General features: G+C 50.9%; 31 protein-coding genes and 1 pseudogene. 10 read left to right on the forward strand and 22 right to left on the reverse strand.

The window, feature by feature from the left end; all coding sequences use genetic code 11:
• Positions 1–5 precede the first annotated feature (5 nt).
• Both pgtB and pgtA read left to right on the forward strand, forming a co-directional pair.
• A complete protein-coding gene (gene pgtB, locus FDW96_RS23805) occupies positions 6–1,997 on the forward strand; it encodes a two-component system sensor histidine kinase PgtB (RefSeq protein WP_170974738.1) in 1,992 nt (663 codons plus the stop codon).
• Positions 1,987–3,234: a two-component system response regulator PgtA gene (gene pgtA / locus FDW96_RS23810; protein ID WP_137350011.1), complete on the forward strand. Its 1,248-nt coding sequence runs from the start codon at positions 1,987–1,989 to the stop codon at positions 3,232–3,234. The genes pgtB and pgtA overlap by 11 nt, the downstream gene beginning before the upstream one ends.
• 99 nt (positions 3,235–3,333) lie before the next feature.
• Here pgtA and FDW96_RS23815 read toward each other — a convergent pair whose 3' ends face one another.
• Positions 3,334–3,873: a DUF2058 domain-containing protein gene (locus FDW96_RS23815; protein WP_137366405.1), complete on the reverse strand. Its 540-nt coding sequence runs from the start codon at positions 3,871–3,873 to the stop codon at positions 3,334–3,336.
• A 383-nt stretch (positions 3,874–4,256) separates the two neighbouring features.
• Between FDW96_RS23815 and FDW96_RS23820 the strand changes: the two genes are divergently transcribed.
• The gene (locus tag FDW96_RS23820; RefSeq protein ID WP_137366406.1) at positions 4,257–6,155 is read left to right on the forward strand and encodes a methyl-accepting chemotaxis protein; all 1,899 of its coding nucleotides are present in this window, start codon (positions 4,257–4,259) and stop codon (positions 6,153–6,155) included.
• A 75-nt stretch (positions 6,156–6,230) separates the two neighbouring features.
• On the opposite strand, the gene FDW96_RS23825 is transcribed toward FDW96_RS23820, so the two are convergent.
• On the reverse strand, positions 6,231–6,839 hold the full coding sequence (locus FDW96_RS23825; RefSeq protein WP_137366407.1) for a DUF1062 domain-containing protein: 609 nt from the start codon (positions 6,837–6,839) through the stop codon (positions 6,231–6,233).
• 280 nt (positions 6,840–7,119) lie between these two features.
• Here FDW96_RS23825 and FDW96_RS23830 point away from each other — a divergent pair, with 280 nt between their 5' ends.
• Positions 7,120–7,752, forward strand: coding sequence for a hypothetical protein (locus tag FDW96_RS23830; RefSeq protein WP_061382131.1), 633 nt, complete (start codon positions 7,120–7,122; stop codon positions 7,750–7,752).
• A gap of 176 nt (positions 7,753–7,928) precedes the next feature.
• On the opposite strand, the gene FDW96_RS23835 is transcribed toward FDW96_RS23830, so the two are convergent.
• From FDW96_RS23835 to FDW96_RS23930, 20 genes and pseudogenes are all read right to left on the reverse strand, one after another.
• A complete protein-coding gene (locus FDW96_RS23835; RefSeq protein ID WP_137366408.1) occupies positions 7,929–8,132 on the reverse strand; it encodes an AlpA family transcriptional regulator in 204 nt (67 codons plus the stop codon).
• Between the two features lie 320 nt (positions 8,133–8,452).
• Entirely contained in the window at positions 8,453–8,647 is a 195-nt protein-coding gene (locus FDW96_RS23840) for a hypothetical protein (RefSeq protein WP_137366409.1), read from the reverse strand.
• A 6-nt stretch (positions 8,648–8,653) separates the two neighbouring features.
• Positions 8,654–8,893: a DUF4222 domain-containing protein gene (locus FDW96_RS23845; RefSeq protein ID WP_137366410.1), complete on the reverse strand. Its 240-nt coding sequence runs from the start codon at positions 8,891–8,893 to the stop codon at positions 8,654–8,656.
• The gene (locus FDW96_RS23850; protein WP_137366411.1) at positions 8,856–9,275 is read right to left on the reverse strand and encodes a phage protein NinX family protein; all 420 of its coding nucleotides are present in this window, start codon (positions 9,273–9,275) and stop codon (positions 8,856–8,858) included. The genes FDW96_RS23845 and FDW96_RS23850 overlap by 38 nt, the downstream gene beginning before the upstream one ends.
• 4 nt (positions 9,276–9,279) lie before the next feature.
• The gene (locus tag FDW96_RS23855) at positions 9,280–9,537 is read right to left on the reverse strand and encodes a hypothetical protein (protein ID WP_137366412.1); all 258 of its coding nucleotides are present in this window, start codon (positions 9,535–9,537) and stop codon (positions 9,280–9,282) included.
• Positions 9,537–9,752 carry a TraR/DksA family transcriptional regulator gene (locus FDW96_RS23860; RefSeq protein WP_137366413.1) on the reverse strand — a complete coding sequence of 72 codons (216 nt, stop codon included), beginning with the start codon at positions 9,750–9,752 and terminating at the stop codon, positions 9,537–9,539. The genes FDW96_RS23855 and FDW96_RS23860 overlap by 1 nt, the downstream gene beginning before the upstream one ends.
• Positions 9,749–10,120 carry a hypothetical protein gene (locus FDW96_RS23865; RefSeq protein WP_137366414.1) on the reverse strand — a complete coding sequence of 124 codons (372 nt, stop codon included), beginning with the start codon at positions 10,118–10,120 and terminating at the stop codon, positions 9,749–9,751. The genes FDW96_RS23860 and FDW96_RS23865 overlap by 4 nt, the downstream gene beginning before the upstream one ends.
• 95 nt (positions 10,121–10,215) lie before the next feature.
• Positions 10,216–11,460: a phosphoadenosine phosphosulfate reductase family protein gene (locus FDW96_RS23870; RefSeq protein WP_137366415.1), complete on the reverse strand. Its 1,245-nt coding sequence runs from the start codon at positions 11,458–11,460 to the stop codon at positions 10,216–10,218.
• A pseudogene (locus FDW96_RS25495) lies at positions 11,457–11,698 on the reverse strand (hypothetical protein). Before FDW96_RS25495 ends, FDW96_RS23870 begins: the two are co-directional and overlap by 4 nt.
• Complete coding sequence (locus FDW96_RS23880) at positions 11,695–12,288, reverse strand: MT-A70 family methyltransferase (RefSeq protein WP_137366416.1); 594 nt, start codon at positions 12,286–12,288, stop codon at positions 11,695–11,697. Before FDW96_RS23880 ends, FDW96_RS25495 begins: the two are co-directional and overlap by 4 nt.
• Positions 12,285–12,743 (reverse strand): hypothetical protein, encoded by a 459-nt coding sequence (locus FDW96_RS25500; protein WP_252362884.1) that lies wholly within the window; start codon positions 12,741–12,743, stop codon positions 12,285–12,287. The genes FDW96_RS23880 and FDW96_RS25500 overlap by 4 nt, the downstream gene beginning before the upstream one ends.
• Positions 12,744–12,745: 2 nt before the next feature.
• Entirely contained in the window at positions 12,746–13,426 is a 681-nt protein-coding gene (locus FDW96_RS23890) for a lambda exonuclease family protein (protein WP_137366417.1), read from the reverse strand.
• On the reverse strand, positions 13,423–14,340 hold the full coding sequence (locus tag FDW96_RS23895) for a recombinase RecT (RefSeq protein ID WP_137366418.1): 918 nt from the start codon (positions 14,338–14,340) through the stop codon (positions 13,423–13,425). The genes FDW96_RS23890 and FDW96_RS23895 overlap by 4 nt, the downstream gene beginning before the upstream one ends.
• Before the next feature lie 9 nt (positions 14,341–14,349).
• Positions 14,350–14,628, reverse strand: a complete 279-nt coding sequence (gene gamL / locus FDW96_RS23900) for a host nuclease inhibitor GamL (protein ID WP_137366419.1) — start codon at positions 14,626–14,628, stop codon at positions 14,350–14,352.
• 72 nt (positions 14,629–14,700) lie between these two features.
• Positions 14,701–14,904 (reverse strand): hypothetical protein, encoded by a 204-nt coding sequence (locus FDW96_RS23905; RefSeq protein ID WP_064441788.1) that lies wholly within the window; start codon positions 14,902–14,904, stop codon positions 14,701–14,703.
• A complete protein-coding gene (locus FDW96_RS23910; RefSeq protein ID WP_137366498.1) occupies positions 14,879–15,058 on the reverse strand; it encodes a hypothetical protein in 180 nt (59 codons plus the stop codon). Before FDW96_RS23910 ends, FDW96_RS23905 begins: the two co-directional genes overlap by 26 nt.
• Complete coding sequence (locus FDW96_RS23915) at positions 15,058–15,318, reverse strand: hypothetical protein (RefSeq protein WP_045325421.1); 261 nt, start codon at positions 15,316–15,318, stop codon at positions 15,058–15,060. The genes FDW96_RS23910 and FDW96_RS23915 overlap by 1 nt, the downstream gene beginning before the upstream one ends.
• A 407-nt stretch (positions 15,319–15,725) precedes the next feature.
• A complete protein-coding gene (locus FDW96_RS23920; RefSeq protein WP_137366420.1) occupies positions 15,726–15,938 on the reverse strand; it encodes a hypothetical protein in 213 nt (70 codons plus the stop codon).
• Positions 15,939–16,406: 468 nt separating this feature from the next.
• Positions 16,407–16,802, reverse strand: a complete 396-nt coding sequence (locus FDW96_RS23925) for a DUF3053 domain-containing protein (protein ID WP_137366421.1) — start codon at positions 16,800–16,802, stop codon at positions 16,407–16,409.
• Positions 16,803–16,815: 13 nt separating this feature from the next.
• Positions 16,816–17,520 (reverse strand): helix-turn-helix transcriptional regulator, encoded by a 705-nt coding sequence (locus tag FDW96_RS23930; protein ID WP_137366422.1) that lies wholly within the window; start codon positions 17,518–17,520, stop codon positions 16,816–16,818.
• A gap of 110 nt (positions 17,521–17,630) precedes the next feature.
• Here FDW96_RS23930 and FDW96_RS23935 point away from each other — a divergent pair, with 110 nt between their 5' ends.
• From FDW96_RS23935 to FDW96_RS23960, 6 genes are all read left to right on the forward strand, one after another.
• On the forward strand, positions 17,631–17,858 hold the full coding sequence (locus FDW96_RS23935; protein ID WP_032936025.1) for a helix-turn-helix domain-containing protein: 228 nt from the start codon (positions 17,631–17,633) through the stop codon (positions 17,856–17,858).
• A 30-nt stretch (positions 17,859–17,888) separates the two neighbouring features.
• On the forward strand, positions 17,889–18,431 hold the full coding sequence (locus FDW96_RS23940; RefSeq protein WP_137366423.1) for a toxin YdaT domain-containing protein: 543 nt from the start codon (positions 17,889–17,891) through the stop codon (positions 18,429–18,431).
• 83 nt (positions 18,432–18,514) lie between these two features.
• Positions 18,515–18,661, forward strand: a complete 147-nt coding sequence (locus tag FDW96_RS25125) for a hypothetical protein (protein ID WP_170974739.1) — start codon at positions 18,515–18,517, stop codon at positions 18,659–18,661.
• Positions 18,654–19,472, forward strand: coding sequence for a replication protein (locus FDW96_RS23950; RefSeq protein ID WP_137366424.1), 819 nt, complete (start codon positions 18,654–18,656; stop codon positions 19,470–19,472). Before FDW96_RS25125 ends, FDW96_RS23950 begins: the two co-directional genes overlap by 8 nt.
• Before the next feature lie 11 nt (positions 19,473–19,483).
• Complete coding sequence (locus FDW96_RS23955) at positions 19,484–20,896, forward strand: DnaB-like helicase C-terminal domain-containing protein (RefSeq protein WP_170974740.1); 1,413 nt, start codon at positions 19,484–19,486, stop codon at positions 20,894–20,896.
• Positions 20,896–21,228, forward strand: a complete 333-nt coding sequence (locus FDW96_RS23960) for a hypothetical protein (protein ID WP_137366426.1) — start codon at positions 20,896–20,898, stop codon at positions 21,226–21,228. Before FDW96_RS23955 ends, FDW96_RS23960 begins: the two co-directional genes overlap by 1 nt.
• Positions 21,229–21,302 lie beyond the last annotated feature (74 nt).

Below are 21,302 nucleotides of genomic sequence, written 5' to 3' on the forward strand. Positions count from 1 at the left end.
GATCGATACTGCAACGCCTGCGGCAGCTCAACATCAGCAGCAGCCTGCGGGGAGCCTTTCTGGCGGGCGCACTACTGACGTTGAGCGTGAGCTGCGTCAGTTTGTACTCATGGCACGAGCAGAGCTCGCAAATACGCTATTCGCTTGATGATTACTTCCCGCGCGTGCATTCCGCTTTTTTGATTGAAGGCAATCTTAACCTGGTTGTGGATCAGCTTAATGAATTCCTGCTGGCCCCCAATACGACGGTGAGGCTGCAACTGCGCAATCAGATAATCTCGCATCTGGATAAAATCGAGGCACTGAGCCGGGGGCTACAACCCGCAGAACAACAGCAGCTGGCGGTGATTTTGCAGGACAGCCGGGCGCTGATGGCGGAACTGGACCGGGTGCTCTACAACATGTTCCTCGTGCGTGAAAAAGTGAGTGAACTCTCCGCACGCATCGACTGGCTACATGATGATTTTAACACCGAGCTGAATTCACTGGTGCAGGATTTCACCTGGCAGCAGGGGACGTTGTTGGATCAAATCGAGGCAAAAAGTGGCGATGCGGCGCTGTATCTCAAACGTGCGCGAGAGGTGCAAAACGAGCAGCAGCAGGTGTACACCCTGGCAAGAATTGAAAACCAGATCGTGGATGATTTACGCGACCGGCTTAATGAACTGAAGTCGGGCAGCGACGACGGGATGCTGGTGGAGAACCATATCCGCTACCTGGAGAATCTGAAGAAAACCGCCGATGAAAACATCCGTACCCTCGATGACTGGCCCAGTACCATCACCCTGCGGCAAACCATTGATGAACTGCTGGAAATCGGGATGATGAAAAATAAAATGCCCGATACGATGCGCGATTATGTCGCTGCGCAAAAGGCGCTCATTGATGCCAACCATGCCAGAGAGGCAACGCTCGGGCGCTTTCGAACACTACTTGAAGCGCAATTGGGAAGTAGCCATCAGCAAATGCAGATGTTTAACCAGCGGCTGGAACAAATTGTTCGCGTCAGTGGCGGACTTATTCTGTTGGCGACGCTGCTGGCGCTCCTTCTCGCCTGGGGACTTAACCATTATTTCATTCGTTCCCGGCTGGTGAAGCGTTTTACCGCGCTCAACCAGGCCGTGGTGCAAATTGGTCTTGGCCGAACGGATGCCACTATCCCGGTTTATGGGCGCGATGAATTGGGGCGTATCGCGGGCTTGCTGCGCCATACCCTGGGCCAGTTGAATGCGCAAAAAAATCAGCTGGAGCAGGAAGTGGCGGAGCGTAAGGAGATTGAGTCCGATCTCCGGGCGACGCAGGATGAGCTGATCCAGACGGCTAAACTGGCGGTCGTCGGCCAGACTATGACCACTCTGGCACACGAAATTAATCAACCGCTGAATGCGCTGTCGATGTACCTGTTTACGGCTGGAAGGGCAATTGAGCTGGGACAATCCACTCAGGCCAGAAGCACGTTAACCAAAGCAGAGGGGTTGATTACCCGCATCGATGCCATTATCCGTTCGCTACGTCAGTTTGCGCGTCGGGCTGAGCCGGGCGCGCCTTTACATCCGGTCGATCTGCGACAAACGTTTGCGGCTGCCTGGGAACTGCTGGCTATGCGCCATAAGCAGCAGGGCACGCTGACGCTTCCTGCTCACAGCGTGTGGGTGGCAGGTGATGAAGTGCGTATTCAGCAGGTACTGGTAAACATACTGGCAAATGCGCTGGATGCCTGTCCGGCTGCCGCGGAAATAGAGGTTCACTGGCAGACCGATGGGCGCCGATTATGCGTCTTAGTCTGTGATAACGGCCCCGGCTGGCCAGGCGCGTTGTTGCCATCACTATTAAAGCCGTTTACCACCAGTAAGGATGTGGGTCTCGGTATTGGTTTATCGATTTGTGTATCGTTAATGACGCAAATGAACGGCGAGCTGCGCCTGGCCTCGACGCCGGGGCGGAATGCCTGCGTCGTGCTGGAATTTAATCTGACGGATGTAAACGATGTTGTGTGATGAATATGCTGTTTTGCTGATTGATGACGATGCTGATGTTCTCGACGCTTACACGCTGTTGCTTGAACAAGAGGGTTATCGTGTATACGCATGCAGTAACCCTTTTGACGCCCGAAATTGGCTCCAGGCCGACTGGCCGGGGATTGTCCTGAGCGACGTGTGTATGCCTGGCTGCAATGGAATCGATCTAATGACATTGTTTCATCAGGATGATAATCAGCTGCCGATCCTGTTGATCACCGGGCATGGCGACGTCCCGATGGCCGTGGAAGCGGTGAAGAAAGGGGCATGGGATTTTCTGCAAAAACCGGTCGACCCCGGCAAACTGCTGTTGTTGGTAGAAGATGCGTTGCGTCAGCGAAAATCTGTGATTGCGCGTCGCCACTATTGTCAGCAAAAGCTGCAGGTTGAGCTGATCGGTTACAGTGACTGGGTCAATCAGTACCGTCAGCGTCTGCAGCAACTGGCGGAAACGGATATCGCCGTCTGGTTTTATGGCGAGGCGGGAACGGGGCGTATGACGGGAGCCCGTTATTTGCATCAGCTTGGGCGCAGCACCGAGGGACCGTTTATCCGCGGTGAGCTGACGCCCGCGAATGCGGGACAACTCAATGATCTTATTGCCCAGGCGCAAGGCGGTACGCTGGTCCTGAGCCATATTGAATGCCTGACGCGCGAACAGCAGCACCAACTGGTGCACCTGCAAAGCCAGGAGAGGCGTCCGTTTCGCTTGATCGGTATTGGCGCCACATCGCTGGTGGAACTGGCGGCAACTAACCAAATTGTGGCCGAACTCTATTACTGTTTCGCGATGACGCAAATCGCTTGTCAGTCGTTGTCGCAGCGTCCCGATGATATTGAGCCACTGTTTCGCCATTATCTGCAAAAAGCCTGTCTGCGCCTGAATCATCCTGTACCTGACGTTGAAGGGGAACTCCTGAAAGGCATGCGGCGCCGCGTGTGGCTAAGTAATGTTCGGGAACTGGCGAACGCCGCTGAGCTTTTTGCCGTTGGGCTACTTCCGCTGGCTGAAACCGCAAATCCGCAGCTGCATATGCCTGAACCGACGCCGCTCGATCGCCGGGTGGAGGAGTACGAACGGCAGATTATTACCGAGGCGTTAAATATTCATCAGGGGCGCATTAATGAAGTGGCGGAGTATTTACAAATCCCGCGTAAAAAACTGTATTTACGCATGAGAAAATACGGGCTGAGCAAAGAACATTATAAGTTTTAGCTGACAGGATTGGGCAGAGGTGACGTCAACGGTATTTCGGTGGTAGCGTTGGCGTTCACCGAAATACGCGACGGAAGTTTGAATTATCTGCTTGTTTTCTTACCACATTAAATCATCAGGGATGACAAAATCAGCATACGGATCGTCTTCGCCCTTCGCTTCCTGGCTCAGCTCGCAATTTAATACAATATAGTTTGCATCGCGCTGGGCAATTTTATCGGCGACGACAGCCGGAATGATGGCATATTCGCTATCGCTACTGCTTTCAGCCGTCAGACGCGCAATGGCCAGGCGGCCCTTGATCAACTGTGATTGGGTCACTTTATCAACATAGACTTTTTTGATCAGATTATTATCAGTGAAGTTGTAACCAATATCGCCACGAGTAATGGTGATTTTGTTCATTTCAATAAGTTGCTTGATCTGTGCTTTATACTCTTTAGACAGCGCAGCCTGCTTTTGCTGCTCGCTGAGCAGCTTATCACGTTCGACCTGTGCTTTTTTATTCTCTTCCACCGCCTCTCTGGCTTCACGAGCCTGAACGCGCGATTTTTTCGCCGTTCTCTGCACTTTTGCCATTTTTTTACTGCTGACCAGACCTGCCTTTAGCATCTGTTCTTGTAGGGTAAGTTTTGTCATCGTCGCTTCTAATCCAATAAAATCGTTGTAGGGATTATAACCTTAACGTTCGGCGGGAAGCCAGATGAGGCGCGCGCTCTGCAGGTAGCTCTTTGGGCGACACCCGCGGTGGGAGCGATCCTGTGTCTTATTCCCGTTTGGTATCGGGTTAATAATGCCTCTCGTTAGAATTAGAAATAACATGCTATATATTATCAAATAATAAAATATAGATTCGGCAATGCCATATAAATGGATGTTTATCCTGTTTGTTCTAATTATATAGAGGTATATTGATTAATATTAAACCAAATAAATAGCCATGTGTCTGTTGAAAAGATGTAAAGTGCAGCTATGTCACGCCGATAACCATGACGAAAATATGGATAAGGGAGGTAAGTGGCATGTGGTGGGTTTATCGAATGCCGATGAAAATGAAGTTAATAATCGCGCTACAACCACTATTATTGGCGTTATGTTGGTTTGCTGGTTCAGGAATATGGACGCGCATCGAAACAGAACGACAGATGGAGAATATTGCCCAACTGACAGCCCTCGCACGCAGTGCCGGAAATGTGGTGCATGAACTGCAAAAAGAGCGTGGAATGAGTGTCGGGTTTCTTGGGGCCGAAGGGAAGACGTTCAAAGATGAACTAAACGCGCAACGGGCGTTAACCGATCGCGAGATCGAGATATTTGTGCGTTCGCTGTCCGATACTGCCTTACAGGCAGGGGATGTGACCACCTCTGTCGCCGCGTTTAAGAAAAATATTCTGTCGCTGGCGACAATTCGGGAAAAGGTGACGCTATTGGGTCTGCCAGCCTCCGAGGTGGTTGAGTTTTATACTAGTGTTATTGCTGATGTACTGCATTTTGTTGGCCGGTTGGGGACGTTGACGGATTCCGGCGAGATGGCGAATTCATTTGCAGCCTACTACAACTTGCTGAATTTGAAGGAGCAAGCGGGCATTGAGCGAGCGCTGCTGTCAAATATCTTTTCCTCTGGTCATTTCGCCGACGGACAATTACATCAGCTTAGCGATGTGGTCAGTAAACAGAATGTCTGGCTGGCACAATCATTGCGCCTGAGTTCACCTGAACAGGCCTCCATGCTGAAAAGTCGCTTACAATCCACCGAAGCTACACAAGCGCTTTCATTACGCGAAGCCGCGTTTAGCCATGCGGCGAACGGTGGATTTGACGTCGATCCTACTGTCTGGTTTAAGGTACAAACCCAGCGTATTGAAGTGATGCGACAGATAGAAAATGTGGCGGCGAATCTTCTATGGGAGAGTGCCATAAAACTCGCACAGGATGCACGTAAAAACTGGCAGATATATATGGCCGTGAGCCTGCTGGCGCTACTGGCATCATTGGCGTTCGCCGGGGCCATCGCACTCAATATGCACCGTCAGTTCAGCGACACGCTAAGCAAGATTGCGGGTATGAACGGCGATCTGACTCAACGTCTGGCGACGCCAGGGAAAGACGAGCTTTCTTCACTCAATCGCGCCTATAACACGATGCTGGAAAATATTCAGCACATCGTACAGGAGATAAAACAAGGCTCTCTGGTGCTGTACGATGCCAGCAGCAGTATCACGGCGGGAAATCAGGATCTGGCCCAGCGCACCGATGAACAGGCCGCATCGATTGTAGAAGCCGTGGCCAGTATGGAACAGCTCTCAACGACGATTACGCAAACGGCGGACAATGCCCGCGAAGCGGAGCTCCTGACAATAAGATTGGAAAAAGAGGTTCGCCAGGCAAGTAACGTCGCCAGCGCGGCAAACCAGAGCATGGGAGAGATTCGCTCCTCCAGTGAGAAAATCTCAAATATCGTTACTTCAATTGATGATATTTCCTTTCAGACGAATTTGCTAGCGCTGAATGCGGCTGTTGAAGCGGCACGCGCCGGAGAGATGGGCAGGGGATTTGCGGTAGTCGCCAGTGAAGTACGCAATCTTTCACAGCGCTGTGCTAAAGAAGCGAATCAGATCCGTGAGCTGGTGGTGCAGAATATGGTAAAAATCAGCGAGGGCGTTGAGCGGGTTACAGCGTCAGCTACCGCGCTAAAAGCGGCGGCGGATAATACCACCAGTATGAAGCAATATATCGGCGATATCGCCCGGGTGGCGACGGAACAATCGCTGGGTGTTTCCCAGATAAACCAGGCGTTGAGACCCATGGAGCAGGTCACGCAGCAAAACGCGGCGTTGGTTTCTCAGGCCGCGAATGACAGCCAGCGGTTGGATAATCTCTCCGTAACCATGAGGGATCTGGTTAATCGTTTTGTTGTCTGACATAAAACCGCTATCCCGATCCGGCAAAGGTGTCGGATCGGGAGGGCTCATTACCTCAGGATGAGCCTTATTCTATTAACGTGGCGCCAGAACCACCCTTCGCCGGGCATACAACGTTACCGCAGACAAGTGAAAATCGACATTTGCTGTCCGTAACTTTCGCGATTTGAGTTCTTTCATGGTGATACCACGAATATGACCTTCATCTATCAGTTTCTTAATCTCCGCCGTGCTGAGTAAAAGCTGGCGCTTTAATATCGATAGCGCACTGATCTGAAAAGCACAGGTAAGCCTGATGCTGACGGCGAAGTGCTGGTCAATATTGATGCTGGCCTGCCATTGCTCCTGAACACGAAAATCAGGCTTACCCGCAAGCTCAGCGTTGTTTCGGCTCAGAGTGGCTTTATCATGAGAATAATAGTGAGCCGTACTGGCATCGTTCGTGATAAACCGATGGTACAGCTCTCGATTAATTTTGCTGATGTGAAACCGTGAGAACAGCGAGATATTCCACGTATATTCACAATGCGTGCATTTATAAATGCTCCAGATATCGAGCACTTTTTTTTGTGAATTAACCCTGAAGGCACCGGAAGGTGCAAACTCGCGTTTTATATTGCATGCGGGACAGCGTTTGGTAATTCGCTGGTACCCGGCAGGAGTGACAGTCCATGTGACTTTCATACCGTACCTTTTTTAACCCAAATAAATTCGGATCCGTATTGAACGAACCATCGTTTTTATATGAGAAAAATATTTGTTAGATATTTTTCAGTGGGTTAAGAAAAGATTTCTAACACGGTGACCCTGTCCGCCAGCCAATGAATTCCGTGAGATTAGCAGTGTGATAACAATTAAGTATATGAGTTGAGTCAATATTCGTTATGTTGCCGGGCTTTCGATAGTCGTCTGTCGCTGGTAAAGTGAGCAGCAAATACCGAATGTGGCCAGAAGGGAATACCGTGTGACCGGACGTATTGATTATCAGGCTGAAAAGTACAGCTTTACAGAGGCTGCTGAAAGTTCTCGTCTTACCGGCCAATGGGCTGACGTCATTGCGGAATGTCGGGAAATGAAGGCCGGCCCGGAAGAGCGTTTGCGTATTGCCTTACTGAACGTGGACTATGTGACCAGCTTTGAGCTGCCTTTTCGGTTGTTATTACTTCGCACCCCGCAATTGATTGCCAGCGTGCGTGACGCGCTACAGCTTAGCCAGAAAAACGTCATCTTCAATGGTAAACGCTTTGGGTGTGTATATACCCTGAAAGCGAGCCTTGACGGTATACCGGATGAATTTCAATACCGTCTGTCGCATCGTATCCGGCGCATAGATCCAGAAGGGTTGACCGAAGCCCCTTACCAGCAGATCGCAAAAGCGGTGAAATCTCCACGGGAACGCCTGAAGATGGCGCTCGAATCAGGACTGGATGTCACGGCGTTGGACGGGCTTTTCTGGTTTGGCAGCCAGCGTATAGCGGCTGACGTACTGAGGTTGCGAAAATCAGGGATGCGGGTAGCGACGGGTCAGACAATGGTGTCTGATAATCTCACTGCAACAGTGAGAAATGTTCCGTTTTATCGCCTGGCACAGGGTTGAGCTGAAGAGACATTTCTCTGCCGTTTTGGGTCACAAGATAAAGGGTTTTTAGCAGAGGATATGAGCGTTCAGAGTGTCCCCTGCAGACATCACATAATAGACGTAACTACAGGGGAAATAAGAGAATTTGTAGAAGTGAAGAATTTTATGCCCGCATTTATGCCCACAAAGGCAAATCATGATGCGTTTTTCATAGGGGATTGGTAGCTGCGTTTCCAGTTCTGGTAGTCGCCGTACATCCATCGTGATGTGCGACCAAGTTTGATTGGCTTGGGGAGTTTTCCGGCATTAATCTGCGAATAAAAATACTTCGCTGTATAGCCAGCATCTTCGATCATGAACTTCATGTCAATAAGGGAGTCGTCGCGTAGTTCGCGCATAGGTTTCATCTCCGGTTTGGAAATCGAACCTGGAAGCCAGGCAAAAAGAACCCGGCACTATGGCCGAGCAAAAGGGATAACGTGGCAGTGCATTCGCACCCAATAGCCGACTCAGTGAATCAGCTATCAGTTGCTTCATTCCTCAGGGTCATCGACTACATCCAGTGCGTAGCGTCACGACAAACAGCTTTAAATAGTGACGCAGGCACAAGCCGGTATCGCATGTCCTCATGCTGTGTTGGTGTAAATACAAGAACTCGACTCTTACTTTCCGGGTCTGGCATGCTGTCGACTCGGTTGTTCCAATTCATAATCTCTCCTCAATCCTGCTGCTTAACTGTGTAATTCCCGTTCGGCTTAACTCCCACAGAAAAGTAGGCGCCGCCGGTAATGCCGATCCCCCACACATCGCTCGTTCCATCATCTGGTTTCTTCTCTTTGATGAAGTGGCGCAGAGCTGTTATGGCCGCCTCCACATCAGGAGTGGAATTAACGTTTATAGTGATGCGCATCATCGCTCCTCATGCCGCCCGCATAGCGCGGAGGCGTTTTAAGTGTTCTGCTGTTTCAAGTTCGGCGCGTATCTGTGCCGCCTCGTGTGGGTCGAGGTGCTCGAAATCTGAATTAAATCGGTCGATTGAAGTGGTGTTAATCCGGCCCTGTCGCCAGTAGCGGACTATCTGTGATGTGACGGAATGAATTATTACCGGCCACCCGGCATTGTCAGCGTATATCTGACCCCGTTGAATTAGTTGGAACATTGGCTGAGTCCTGCATCATGAGGAATACAATCATCGCGGCTCGGAGCGGGTTTTCATGCTCAACACCATCTCCGGAATAAATCATGTGGACAGCATCTCCAGTTACACCATTAACTGGTTCATCTTCTGGAACGCAAAGCCATTTATCATCGGCGTTAATGATGCTCAACTTCTTACCAACGATAATAGGCCATGCGTCTGCTGGGTTGTTGCAAGGGTCGAAAGCCTTCCACCCAAGGCACACCCCTTTAAAATCACCACAGTCCGAGTATTCATGGATAACCACGCTGCCGTTATATGCGATAATTGACAGTCCATCACGGCTGATTACCTTTCCAATAAGTTGGTTTATTTCCTGATCGCTCAGCTTGCTGTAATCCATCACTTCACCCCATCAGGTTAATTTTTCGCTCAATTTCTGCTGAATCCACCTCGAACTCATCACACCACACTTCGAAATCCCTTCGATGCTCATTGAATAGGCCAATAACAGCGGAAACTTCATCTCCAGTTAAAAGGTCGTCTTTATAATCAAATGCTGCTACCGAGCAGAGCTTCCCGCTCATCCCCATAAAGTCATCAGTGAACTGGAATGGCGGTTCCTTTCCGTCCTCAAACTCGACAACAAAAGTCATTTTTCCCATCACATCCTCCGATTCCGCTTTTCTTCATCTTCCTGACAACTTACGCACTTCTTACAGCCCGGAAACGCATCTCGACGCTCAGGAATTAGCGGATCTCCGCATTCCTCACAGTGCGTTGCTGATACTGCTGAGTGGTTGAGTCTGTGAGCCTGAATAGCGTTTTCGCGCATCATCTCTTCGAGAGCGCTGGCCTGATCGATGATTTCTGGTGTCATGGGTGTTCCTTTCCGAGTGCCTTATTGATAGCGACACGAGCCATTTCAAATGCTGGAGTGAGTTTTTCTACGGTTTCTGAATCAGCCATGTCATGAAAATTAAGGATGTCGCCCATTTCATTCATAGCTTCCAGTGATAGTTGCAGCGCTTGCAGCAATTCAGGAGCCGAAGCTATTAGCTTGGCGTTTGCTTTCTGCTCCAGTGAAAAATCACCATCGTATCCAGATTCTGATCCGCCACCGCTAACCTGTGCGACAGGAACAATGCTGTTATCACTGCGAAAATCTGATGTAATGTTTGCGGTATCGCCATCAGTCCATTCGTCGTCTTGAACAAACCACGGGCCCGGCGTAAAACGTTCTTCCATATCTCACTCCATGAACTGTCGGTTAATTCGGTTGAAGGTGAACGCCAGCAATAAAAAAGGCCGACATAGCGACCTGGTGATTCGTTTGGTTAGCGTCATTCGCATAGTCCGTACCGTGATGAGCATACTGCCGTGTCAATGCTGGCCTTCACTAAATCGTAGACCTTGCCACCTCGCCCTGTTTTAGCCCACTCAACAACATCATCAACTCCTGGAGAATTAAGCCCCCCCCTAGGTCCGTAAAAACCAGACCAGTCGATGTGCTGAACATCCGGCGTCAGTCCGTACAGTTGAACCGAACGCCCAAGAGGGAGATCGAATGATTTCATCCAACGCTGGCTAATCTCGCCCACGCTCATCCAGTGGACCCATCTAGAGGTTAGGCGAACTTTCAACTCCCATTCTTTGTGCTTTTCAATGTGCTCTGGCCAGCGCGCCGCCGTTTCGGCTATCTCTTCTTTATTGCACAGCACGCAGTTCATGCAGCCGACTCGCGACGCACCTTGCAGGTATAGTGGGTTCGGTGTGATTCCGAAGTGTTTGTGCAGGGCGAATACGTCAGCCGCTGTCCATTGGTGGATGGGGAGAAAGTTATATAGGAATTCCGGATCTCTTCGGTCAGTCGAAAATCGCTCGTACCCGGCGCGCTTAGATGATTCATCAGCCCGAACCCCTGACCACTGCACGACCACATCTCCGTCATCAAGCATCGGTCGCATTGCTTTGTCGAACGCGATCTGAATCTTCAGTTCATCTGTGCAGAACCGGTCACGGAGCATCGGGAATTTTCCGTGTAGCAGGGCGCAGTCAAGGAAGCTGTTTCCGCTCGGGTGCATTACCGACAGGGCAGCATTGAGAGCGGTATCAAATTCAACACCCCATCGCTCAGCAGTACGAAGCCATGCCTGGCCGAATTTAGTATCTGAACGGGATAATGATGGCATTACGATTCCGCGATATGCGCCCATACGGATCACTTGCCGCTTTGGCCAGTTCTTTTTAAGGTATTCCCGGCGTTTTGCGAAGTCCTCCTCGGTGTAAATGCGCTTCACTACTTGAACAGGATTGCAGCCGATTTGCTCGTGAATGGTTCGAGCAAATTCGACTGTTAAATCATGTTCATTGTCAGTATCAGCCATAACAGCGTGAACCCGGTCACCGAACAGCGCATGCGCCACTGCAAGCGTCGCCGTGCTATCCTTTCCTGCCGAGTAGTTAACTACGATTTTATGGTCGTCTGGTATTCTGTACTCGTTTAGGTATCGGTTATATGCGGTTTCAACCTCGTGGACCATGGTGCTGATATCCGTTGGGACAATAATCATTGCTGCTTCACTCATGATTCCACTCCGTATCGGCCTTGCATGCGACCGATGCTGCTAACGAATGCCACCAGGCTGATACCAAGCGGCGCAATTTTCTGGTGATGCTTCCTGATGATTGGCGGCACGACTGCATTCCATTTCGGCTTAGGCCTGCATTCCATTTCGGCTTAGGCCTGCATTTCATTGCTTGCTGAATCTCTGCCACGCATTTACGACCCTGTGCGCGGACGGCGTTGTCTTGCTCTGGTGTCATGCTGCCTCCGTTTTCATAACGTCAATCGCACAACCTGGAAGCAACTGAACGGCAGGGCCGTCGCACTGATTTCCCCACACATCGAAACCATGCGATGACTGCCTAGCGAACAACTCAATGCGAGGGACATCACCGAGCAACTGCACTAATTTTTCGCGAACGATATCAGGCTTGCGGGAGTTCTCCAGCCGCGGCGCGGTGACATGCTGGCAGATAGAAGCATCCATGCGGGCAGGAAGTTTTCCACGTACCGCAAACAGGCAGTCTTCGCTGTTGGCCCGGGTCATATGGCCCATGCCGATCGCGCTATTGCCTTTGTGTTTATTCGTCTTATGCCAGGTGAATCCCTTCATGGTCATCAGGCGAAATCCCCACGCCTCGACAACCTTCAGCGCTTCAATCGGCTGAGTCGGCACCCACCACATAGCCAACAGGCAGCTATCGGCAGCCAGATCCCACACCGGGAGACGGCAGATACCCTGCACGTTCATAACAGGGTATTTAAACCCTGCGCCGCGCTCTCCGTCGGTTGCTTTGTCGCGGTATGCCCAGGGAGGATCAGCATAAATAAGAGTGTATTTACCGGTCATGAATCCTCCCGCTCCGGATCGTTAACATCCCATCCATTCCGCTCAATATTTACAGCCAGCCGCTTATCTCCGACCTCTTCGATACTCCTACCGGTAATCTCTGCTACTTCTGCGTTGGTGTAGCGCATGAGTGCAGCCAGTTCACATGCAGTCCATTCACGCATAGTTAATCCTCCGGAGCGGGCCAGTGAGTAACGCTTGCTTCTGACTGAATAAATGGAGCGACCGGTTGCTGTTGCTATCTCTTCCACTGAGAACCGACCGAACAGATACAGCTCGGCTGCCGTCCATGGCTTTCCGGTCATCCTGCTGATAAGTGGTGCGCCGATACGTGATGCCTGGCGAGTGACTGCCGGTTCGGAACGCTCAAGCTTTTCTGCGATAACCTGAACCGGCATAGTTCTGCCAACTTCATGCAAGAACAGGTTTTCCCACGGTTGCCAAAGTTCGCTCATCGCTACCTCCATTGCTCACCGAACGTGAAGCCGATCTCCGCCAGCGCCTCGTCCATTTTCTCGATGAACTCCGGCACCATTTCGTTGAAATCGGTCATGTACTGCGGATCCCGATCAACGATGACGTGGTGAATTCCCTCTCGCTTCATGCGCGGGTCATAGTTTGCGAAATACCAGGCATCTTTACCTGTCACCCACATGCTGTACTGCACCTGCGCCATGTAAGCCGACTTGATAGCTTCGAAGCCGCCAAGTCTGAATTTCATAAAGTCGCGTGATGTGAACGGGCATTTAAGTTCAAGTCCGAACCCGTCACTGCACAGGCCGTCAGGAGAACAAGCGGTGCGCATGCTTTCGTCACGGAACAGGATCGGAGACTCCGTAACTGTCACGTCAGTAGTGAACTCGAAGAGTGTGCGCGCGTCTTCCTCGAACTGTTTACCCCACGCCAGAGCCTTTGCATTAACCTCAGGCGATACACCGGTGCACACCTCGGCTAGAAGGGTGTGAAAGTAGGACATTTTCATATCTGTCCACTTCTTCCCTGATCTTGGTTTTGAAATGACGTTATGAACTTCTGATGCGGTGATGACGCCGAGGCGCAGCCGGTGCCACGCCTCATCGCCCTGTTGGATAGTGGTTACGTCAATGCCGGTCCTGGCCAGGATAATTTCTGGTGTCATGCTGCCGCCTTTTGCCTGAGGAACCCGAGAGCCTTAACACCTTCCTGTTCTGTCAGGTCGGCTAGCTGCGTGATAGAGCGTTTGAAAATGCGTGAGCAGAGAGGGAGAAGATCGGCATCCCATGTCTTATCCAAAGAGACAAGCAGGTCGTTTATCTCTTTCTGCGTAGCTTCGCTAAGCGGCGTTATATCGCGCTCAGGCTGACGCTCTGCTGTAAAGTTGATACCTTCTTCGCCCTCGGTATTAACGTGGTCGATAGCGGCATCCAGTCGTTCACGGCGAGGCCAGTATTTTGCAGCCTGCTTCACAACCGTCTTGAGGATCATCTGTTCTTCGTCGGTGACCCATGGACACTTCTTGCTGTTGTCAGATTTGTACTTTTTCCATGCTTCTGACCGGTCACGGATGGAGTAGATGGCATCGATGCGCATCGTATGGGTGAGGTAATCACCATCGTCAGTTTTTACCGTTACATACGCCCCTACGATGTCCCCGCGTTGCTCTTCGGTATCAAAGTCGTTGTAGATATGGATCGGCGGCTTATCGAGCCCCTCGCGTCGGAATTGGTCGTTCCGACGCACTATGGCCGACTGACACCACTTAATTGCGCCAGACTGCTGCGCAATATGCATCAGGCCCATGTAACTGATGTCGAGGCAAATAGCCCCTTTACGCGGAACCAGGTAAGCCAGCTTCTGAGCTGGGTTTAGCGAAATGCCGATTGCCGCAACGTTGACGATCGCGTTCTGCGTGCTGGTCTGGTTCTGGAATGCAACTTTCGCGAGGTAGTCGTTGTTCTGAAACAGCTGGATGGCGAACTGACTTTCCTTCGCCCACACCATCCGCTCGTCAGTGGCCGCCTTAGTGAAAAGCGGCTCCTGTTGTTTGACGAAGTCAATAAGGGTTAAGCTCATAATCACTCCTTAGAACGGGCAGGGTGCTTGGCGCTGCCATTCTTCTTCTGCCCGGGCATATGCGCAGGCCGAAATGTATTCGTTGTATGACTCTTCGGCCTTTTCCCCGATAAGTGCAAACTGGGCATCCTTGGGCAGGAACAGGTTGCTCATCTCTAGAGGTTTCGCAGGGAACATGGCGATCAGTTCTTTCGCCCGGTCGTCGATCCACTTCTCTTTCTCGTCGTCGAGCTGCTGCTCAACCCAGCGCCGATCTTCGATGCGGTCGTAAGTGAGGTATGCGTTCATGGCTGAACTCCTGAAATTTGGATGTGCAGATCCCGCCCGCGTAATGCCAGGCCGATCGGTTGAATAGGGTGGTTAGTGACTAAGTCCGTGACCGCGCCCGTCGAGATAAACCTCAACAAGCAACTCTTTGGTGTAGGTACGTTCGCAACCGCGGTGAAGGTAGAGTTTGCCGCGCGCGTTTGCTGATGCAGTCCACATTCCATCTTTATGCTTTACCAGCATTCCTGGCTGAACGGCGCCACGGTTAACTTCAAACACTCCGTAATGGTGCATCATGTTTCACCTCAACCTGTTCCAGGAGGCCAGCGATGTGCATCTGCCAGCGGTTAAGCGTCAGCTTTTCACGCGGGTTCGATACCGACGTCAGTTGCCACTCGTTATCGTTGAGCTTTTTGGCTGTGTACTGCTTGCCGTTGTGGGTGACTGTCATCATTCGCCATGCTCCGTGCCACCAATGAAGCGCTCTGGCATTTCATCGAAAATCTGCATGCTCAACACAGCCACCTTTCCGTCTCGTAACGGGAACGCATATTCCTTTTTCACAACGTAGAGGTGGTCAGCGGTAGCTCTCAGAACCATATCGGTAACATCTGTTTTCTTTCCAACCCAGCAGCTTTTGACTGGGTTAAGTCGTCCTTCGAAAATTGTTCCAGTTAGTGGACTGGCGCCAATCATCTTTACAGTGCTCATAAATCCTCTTGGCCTTATCGCGGCGAACGGAACGGTTAATACAAGACTTCAACGCATTTATTCAGTGTTTCAATGGGCGGTGGATGGCCGCCGGTTGTCATAACTTGAGCCACTCGTAAATGACTCCAGTTATGAAAAAGCCGCTGGTTAGGCGGCTATTGATTGAAATTAAATGATCGGGGAGATATTTGGCTTGCAGCCCTGCAAAATGCGCTATCAAGGAATTGATACTTATGTCGCCACACTCTGCCGCGCTGATCACCATGCTTTGCACAATCAGGTCGGCGCATCATGGTGAAATGAACCACTGTTTCGCTTGTAGCTTTAGGTTTACGCATACTCTTACCTTCTGTCGTTATCCGCTGATGCGGGAGAAATGCTTAACGTGTTTGCGGTACATCCCTGAACTACAACTCGTCACGAATCTGTGAGAGCGTGCTGATTGCCAGGTAGTAACCGCGACGCTGTTCTTCTGTTTTGAACGCACGCATATCGTCTTTGATTGATGCGATGGCCTTGTTCAGAACTTCAGCCTGTGCTTCCTTAATCGCCTGTTTGCGTGGTTTCTGGCGCTTCTTCGGCAGGTCTCTTAAACATGCCGGCATGTATGTCTGAGTCATAAAAAATCCTCTTGTGATTCAGCCCAGCCCACTCAGCTTTGAATGGGCTGGAATAAATCTTTTTACGCTTCGCACCTCTCATCCCGCCAGTGTTGCCCGTTCCCGCGCCTTTATCGCTCTCGCGAGGGGGTAGCCTTCTCACCGACCGGATCGCGCCCGGTGATACGCCGCATTTTGTGCGTTGGGGTCTAAACAGGATTACCGAGTGCTGTTCCGACTTTGCATGTTGTTAAAAAGCAGGCGACTTGCTGTCCGCCGCTGGCTAACTTCGCTCAGCTGTCGATGTTTCGTTTCGATGGATTAAAGATAACCTTAGTTATGGGTGATGGCAATAACCTAATTTATAATTATCATCACATAAGTTATAATGCACTGATAACTAAATGAATTTATTTTTGTAAAAAGACGTTGGTAGGTGAGATTTAGGTGTAAAAAAACCCGCCGGAGCGGGTTTGCATTTTGAGGGGATTACTTTCTACATAACTTGTAGTTGTGTCCGCAGGTAACAACGGAGTGTTTTCCGTCTGCTGACCAGGCTTCGATAGACTTGATATGCACATCCTCGGTTTTAGTGTCTATGTCGAAATAGACAACGCCTTCGCTATATTGAAGTGGTTTATCTTTTCCTTTGATTGATTCGAATGTGGCTGAGACGCCATACGTACCATCAGATTTCTTGTCTGATATCTTGGCGCTACCTCCTTCAACGATAAAGCAGGATGCACTTTTATCACCACAGAGTGCAACCGACATCTCTTTCTTGGCTAACTGGAATGCCTCATTCTGAGTTGGTTTTTTGTCTCCACATCCAGCTAAGGCAATAATGCAAAATAATAACGGTGCGAATGTTGCTTTCACTTTCATCCATTCCTCAGCGTTACCAGATAGTAGATGTCCAGAACATGCGACCGAGGATCTCTACGCTGTCAATGTCTGCCTCTTCATCCGGATACTCTTCACTGTTGAAGCTGCGTATCACGATGCGAGTGGGGCTTACACGATAAATGGATTTTAATCTCTTCCATCCGTCCTGGCTGATTGCATATACCTTTCCATCGACAATTTTCTTGTCGTTAGTGTTTATGGCAACAGTGGTTCCTTCTGGGATCATTGGCTCCATGCTGTTTCCGGAGGCAGGGAAGCACAGCACACTGTCTTTTTGAGCCCCTACCTTTCTTAGGGTGGACTTTGCGAACCTCAATTTGAAGCCGTTATAGTCATCCTCAAGGCATGAACCATCACCGCAAGCCAGCTCAATATCTTTAAGATATGGCACTTCGACCTCGTCATCAGGCAGATTCGTTTTGCTATCCCAAGCATCAATCTTACCCCATTCACTTTCAGGTGGAATGGAGGAGTCTTTGCGATCTTCGTCATGCATTGGCCCAGTGCCAGAACTAAGCCATTCAGGTCGGACATTGAGGGCATGCGCAAGCTCAACCATCTTACGGCTGCCATTAGTCTTACCGGAGGTCATTTTCTGAATAGCTGGCTGTGACACGCCAACTTTTTCAGCAAGTTGCCCTTGGGATATGCCTGCGGCGTTCATGGCCGCGTTTAATCGATCTGCGAATGTTTTCATAGCGCCAATATATAACCCAGGTTATGCAGAGTAAAATAACAAAGGTTATGGACAATACCCATAACTTGGGTTATCTTTTCATTAATCCAGTAATCGGATAGGTAAAATCCATGAACAAAGTTATTCAACGTGCTTTAGACATCGTTGGCAGCCAGAAGCGACTCGCAGATATTTGCGGCGTAAGTCAGCCAGCGGTGCATAAGTGGCTTAACGGTGGGTCCGTTTCTCCAGAGAAAGTGACGGCCATCGTTAACGCTACAGGTGGCGAGATTAAGGCCCATGAAATTCGCCCTGATCTCCCTGACCTGTTTCCTCACCCAGAAAACCATGCCGCCTAATCGGCGGCCATAACCACGAAAGGGAAAGCAATGCATTCACTTGCGTATCAACACAATACCGGAATACACCCGGGAGCGATGATAAACCGCGCTCAAGCTAAGGCGGCGCCGGACCACGAAAAGATCCGCGATGCGGTCCGTGCATGGTCGTCGGCGCTGGACAATCAGGACGTGGTGTCAGCGCTGATCATCAACGAATACCGGGAGCAGGGCGGGACCTCCATCAGCTTTCCGGACGACATCAGCCGTGCGCGACAGAAGCTCTTTCGCTTCCTGGATAACCGTTTTGACTCCGATCAGTACCGCGAGAACGTCCGTCAGCTGACTCCCGCAATCATGGCCGTCCTTCCTGTTGAGTTTCGTACGCGCCTGGCGCCACAGAACGACACGATGTCGCTTATTGCATCAGCCATGAAGGAATGTTCAGAAGCAAAGCAAGCGGTCCTGCTGGACGCTCCAGAGCATCAGAAACTGAAAGAGGTAAGCGAGGGTATAGCTTCGCTGTTCCGCCTCATGCCGGAGCAGGTAGGGCCGCTGATGACGATGGTCACGTCGATGCTGGGGGTTATGTGAGAACTACAGAAATGGCGAAAGCCGGTCTGCGCGAACAGAACCGACTTTCAAGTGCAAAAACGACAGTAGTTGCAGGAGGAATAATGGCAAAAAAACCACGCTATTTCCATACCGCTGTACATAAAAACATTACCCGCGACCGTTTTGTCCGTTCCGTTAACCCGGAAGTGGCCGAAAAGATGCGCGCCATCCTGGAAGAACTCAAACGCAAGGAGAGCGGTCGTGAATAATCTCGCAAAAGTAATACCTTTCAGGCCGTCTGTATCGGTCGTGGAGCGTCAGGTGGCAGATATCGATGATGGGTACACCCGCATCGCTAACGAGCTGCTGGAAGCGGTTATGGCTGCTGATTTAACAGCTCGACAGCTGAAGGTCGTTCTGGCGGTGATCCGCAAAACCTACGGGTTCGGAAAAAAGTTTGACCGTATTACCAATACCCAGATTTCGGCGATGACCGGCATTCACCATACACATGTCTGCAAGGCCAAGAACGAGATGATTGCAATGAACATCATCGTTACCAATGGCCTGGCGATCGGGGTGAACAAGGTTATTTCTGACTGGAATTTCAGCATTAGCCAACATGGCAAAACATTAGCCGAAACAGCTAATGAAACGTTAGCCGAGTCAGCTAATACCTATAAGCCAACTCAGCTAAACACAAAAGAAACTATTCAAAAGAAAGAAAGAAAAGATCCCCCTAAATCCCCCAAGGGGGAATGTGATGGGCAGGAAGAAAAACCGGTTTCACAGAAAAAACCAGCAATCGACTATCAGGCCGTGCTGTCAGCATACAACTCCACCCTGGGAGACAGACTGCCGCAGGCAGAAGCCCTTAACGACAAACGTCGCCGTGGTATCAAGCGTCTGTTGTCTGAGCTGAAAGAACCAACGGTAGAAGCAGTTGAGAACTATTTTTCAGCGTTCTCCCGTACTGCTAAGCCGTTTTATTTCGGTGAAAACGATACCGGCTGGCGTGCAAGTTTTGACTACCTGCTACGTTCTGAAACTCTGGTTAAAACGCGGGAGGGTTCACTGTGAACACTGAAATCCTGACCGTACCTCATAACCTCGAAGCAGAGCAAAGCGTACTTGGCGGAATCATGCTGGACACCGGTAGCGAGCGTTGCCAGAAAGCCATTGCCATGCTGAAGCCTGAGTCGTTCTACCTGCGCGCCCACCAGGTAATTTTCGCAGAGATGCGAGATCTGGTGGCCAGACAGCGCCCGGTTGACCTTATCACCCTGATTGAGTCGCTGGAAGCTAAGTCGATGGAGGAACAGGCTGGCGGTTTCGCCTACATGGCCGAGCTTTCGAAGAACACTCCCAGCGCGGCAAACATCGTTCACTACGCCATGGTGGTGCGCGAGAAGGCCATGGAGCGCTACGGCATCGATATGACCACCAGGGCGACTGAACTGCTTTACGCCCGCAACGGCATGACAACCTCAGAGAAGTTTGAAGCAATCCAGAGCCTGTTTACTGAGATCAGCGATTACGCGAGAACCGGAAGAAAAACCGGACTCCGCTCATTCTACGACGCGGTAACTGACTGGACTGAAGAATTCGAGGAGCGTATCAAGCCAGACGGTAGGGCGCGCGGATTGTCTACCGGGCTTCCTTCACTTGACGATCTACTTGGTGTTAAGCGCATTGTCCGCGGAAGTCTGTTTGTTATCGGTGCCCGTCCGAAGATGGGGAAAACAACTCTGTACACGCAGATGGCCGTTAACTGCGCCACCGTGGAGAACGAGCCCGCTCTGATGTTCTCTCTGGAAATGCCAGAAGGGCAGATGGTTGAAAAGATAACCGCCCAACAGAGCCGCCTGACACCTAACCTGTTCTACCCGGATATGACCAAAGAGGATTTTGGCTACCGCGGCGACTGGGATAGTGACATCCAGAAGGCAACCGGTGTTATGAGTGCGCTAATCGACACCAACAACCTGATGATCGATGACACCCCCGGCATTGGTCTGGCACACGTCGTTGCTGAGTCGCGGCGCATTAAACGCGAGCGCGGCAAGGTTGGCATGGTGCTGGTTGACTACCTGACGCTGATGACTGCCGAGAAAGCCGATCGTAACGACCTGGCCTACGGGATGATCACCAAAGGGCTAAAGAACCTCGCCAAAGAGCTTGGCTGCGTCGTCGTGCTGCTGACACAGCTTAACCGTGAGCTGGAGAAGCGCGTCAACAAACGACCGTTACCGAGCGATTCACGCGACACAGGCCAGATTGAGCAGGACTGTGACTACTGGGTGGGCATTCACCGGGAGGGCGCTTTCGATGACAGCGTTCCGCCGGGCGAAACCGAGTTAATTCTGCGCCTCAACCGCCACGGCAGCACCGGCACGATTTACTGCAATCAGGTCAATGGCGCTATCTACGACTGCGATCAGACGGCTGAACAAGCACGCCGCCGTCAGCAGGAAGCGAAACCAGCGAAGAAAGGTGGCTTTTAATGAACACAGCAATGCAAATCATCATGAACTCACAATACTCCGAGTTCCCTGAAACTCTCCTGACGCTGGAGTTATGCCGCGCCACTGCCCGTGCCGACGGTCGCAAGATTGGCGAATCACTCCGGGCCTGCGCAAAGGTGAAAGCCCGCCAGGCGAAGAACCGGAACCTGTTCAACACGCTCACCGAGATGTCCCGTAGCCAGTTCCCGGAAGTGCAGATGACCCGCATCCGTGGCTGCGTAGAGCGAATGGAGAAGGCGCTGGGGCGCGAGATGCGCGAGCTGGATATCACAGCAGAAGACGTGATCGAATTTAGCGGTGAAGCGGCATGAGCATCTTCACACGCACACCTAACCCTCTTAACAACCTATTCAATCAGTGCCTGGCATCAGTCAGGGGCGGGAGA

Origin of the sequence: Citrobacter sp. TBCS-15 (assembly GCF_005280815.1) — a bacterium.
GTDB classification, from domain to species: domain Bacteria; phylum Pseudomonadota; class Gammaproteobacteria; order Enterobacterales; family Enterobacteriaceae; genus Citrobacter; species Citrobacter werkmanii.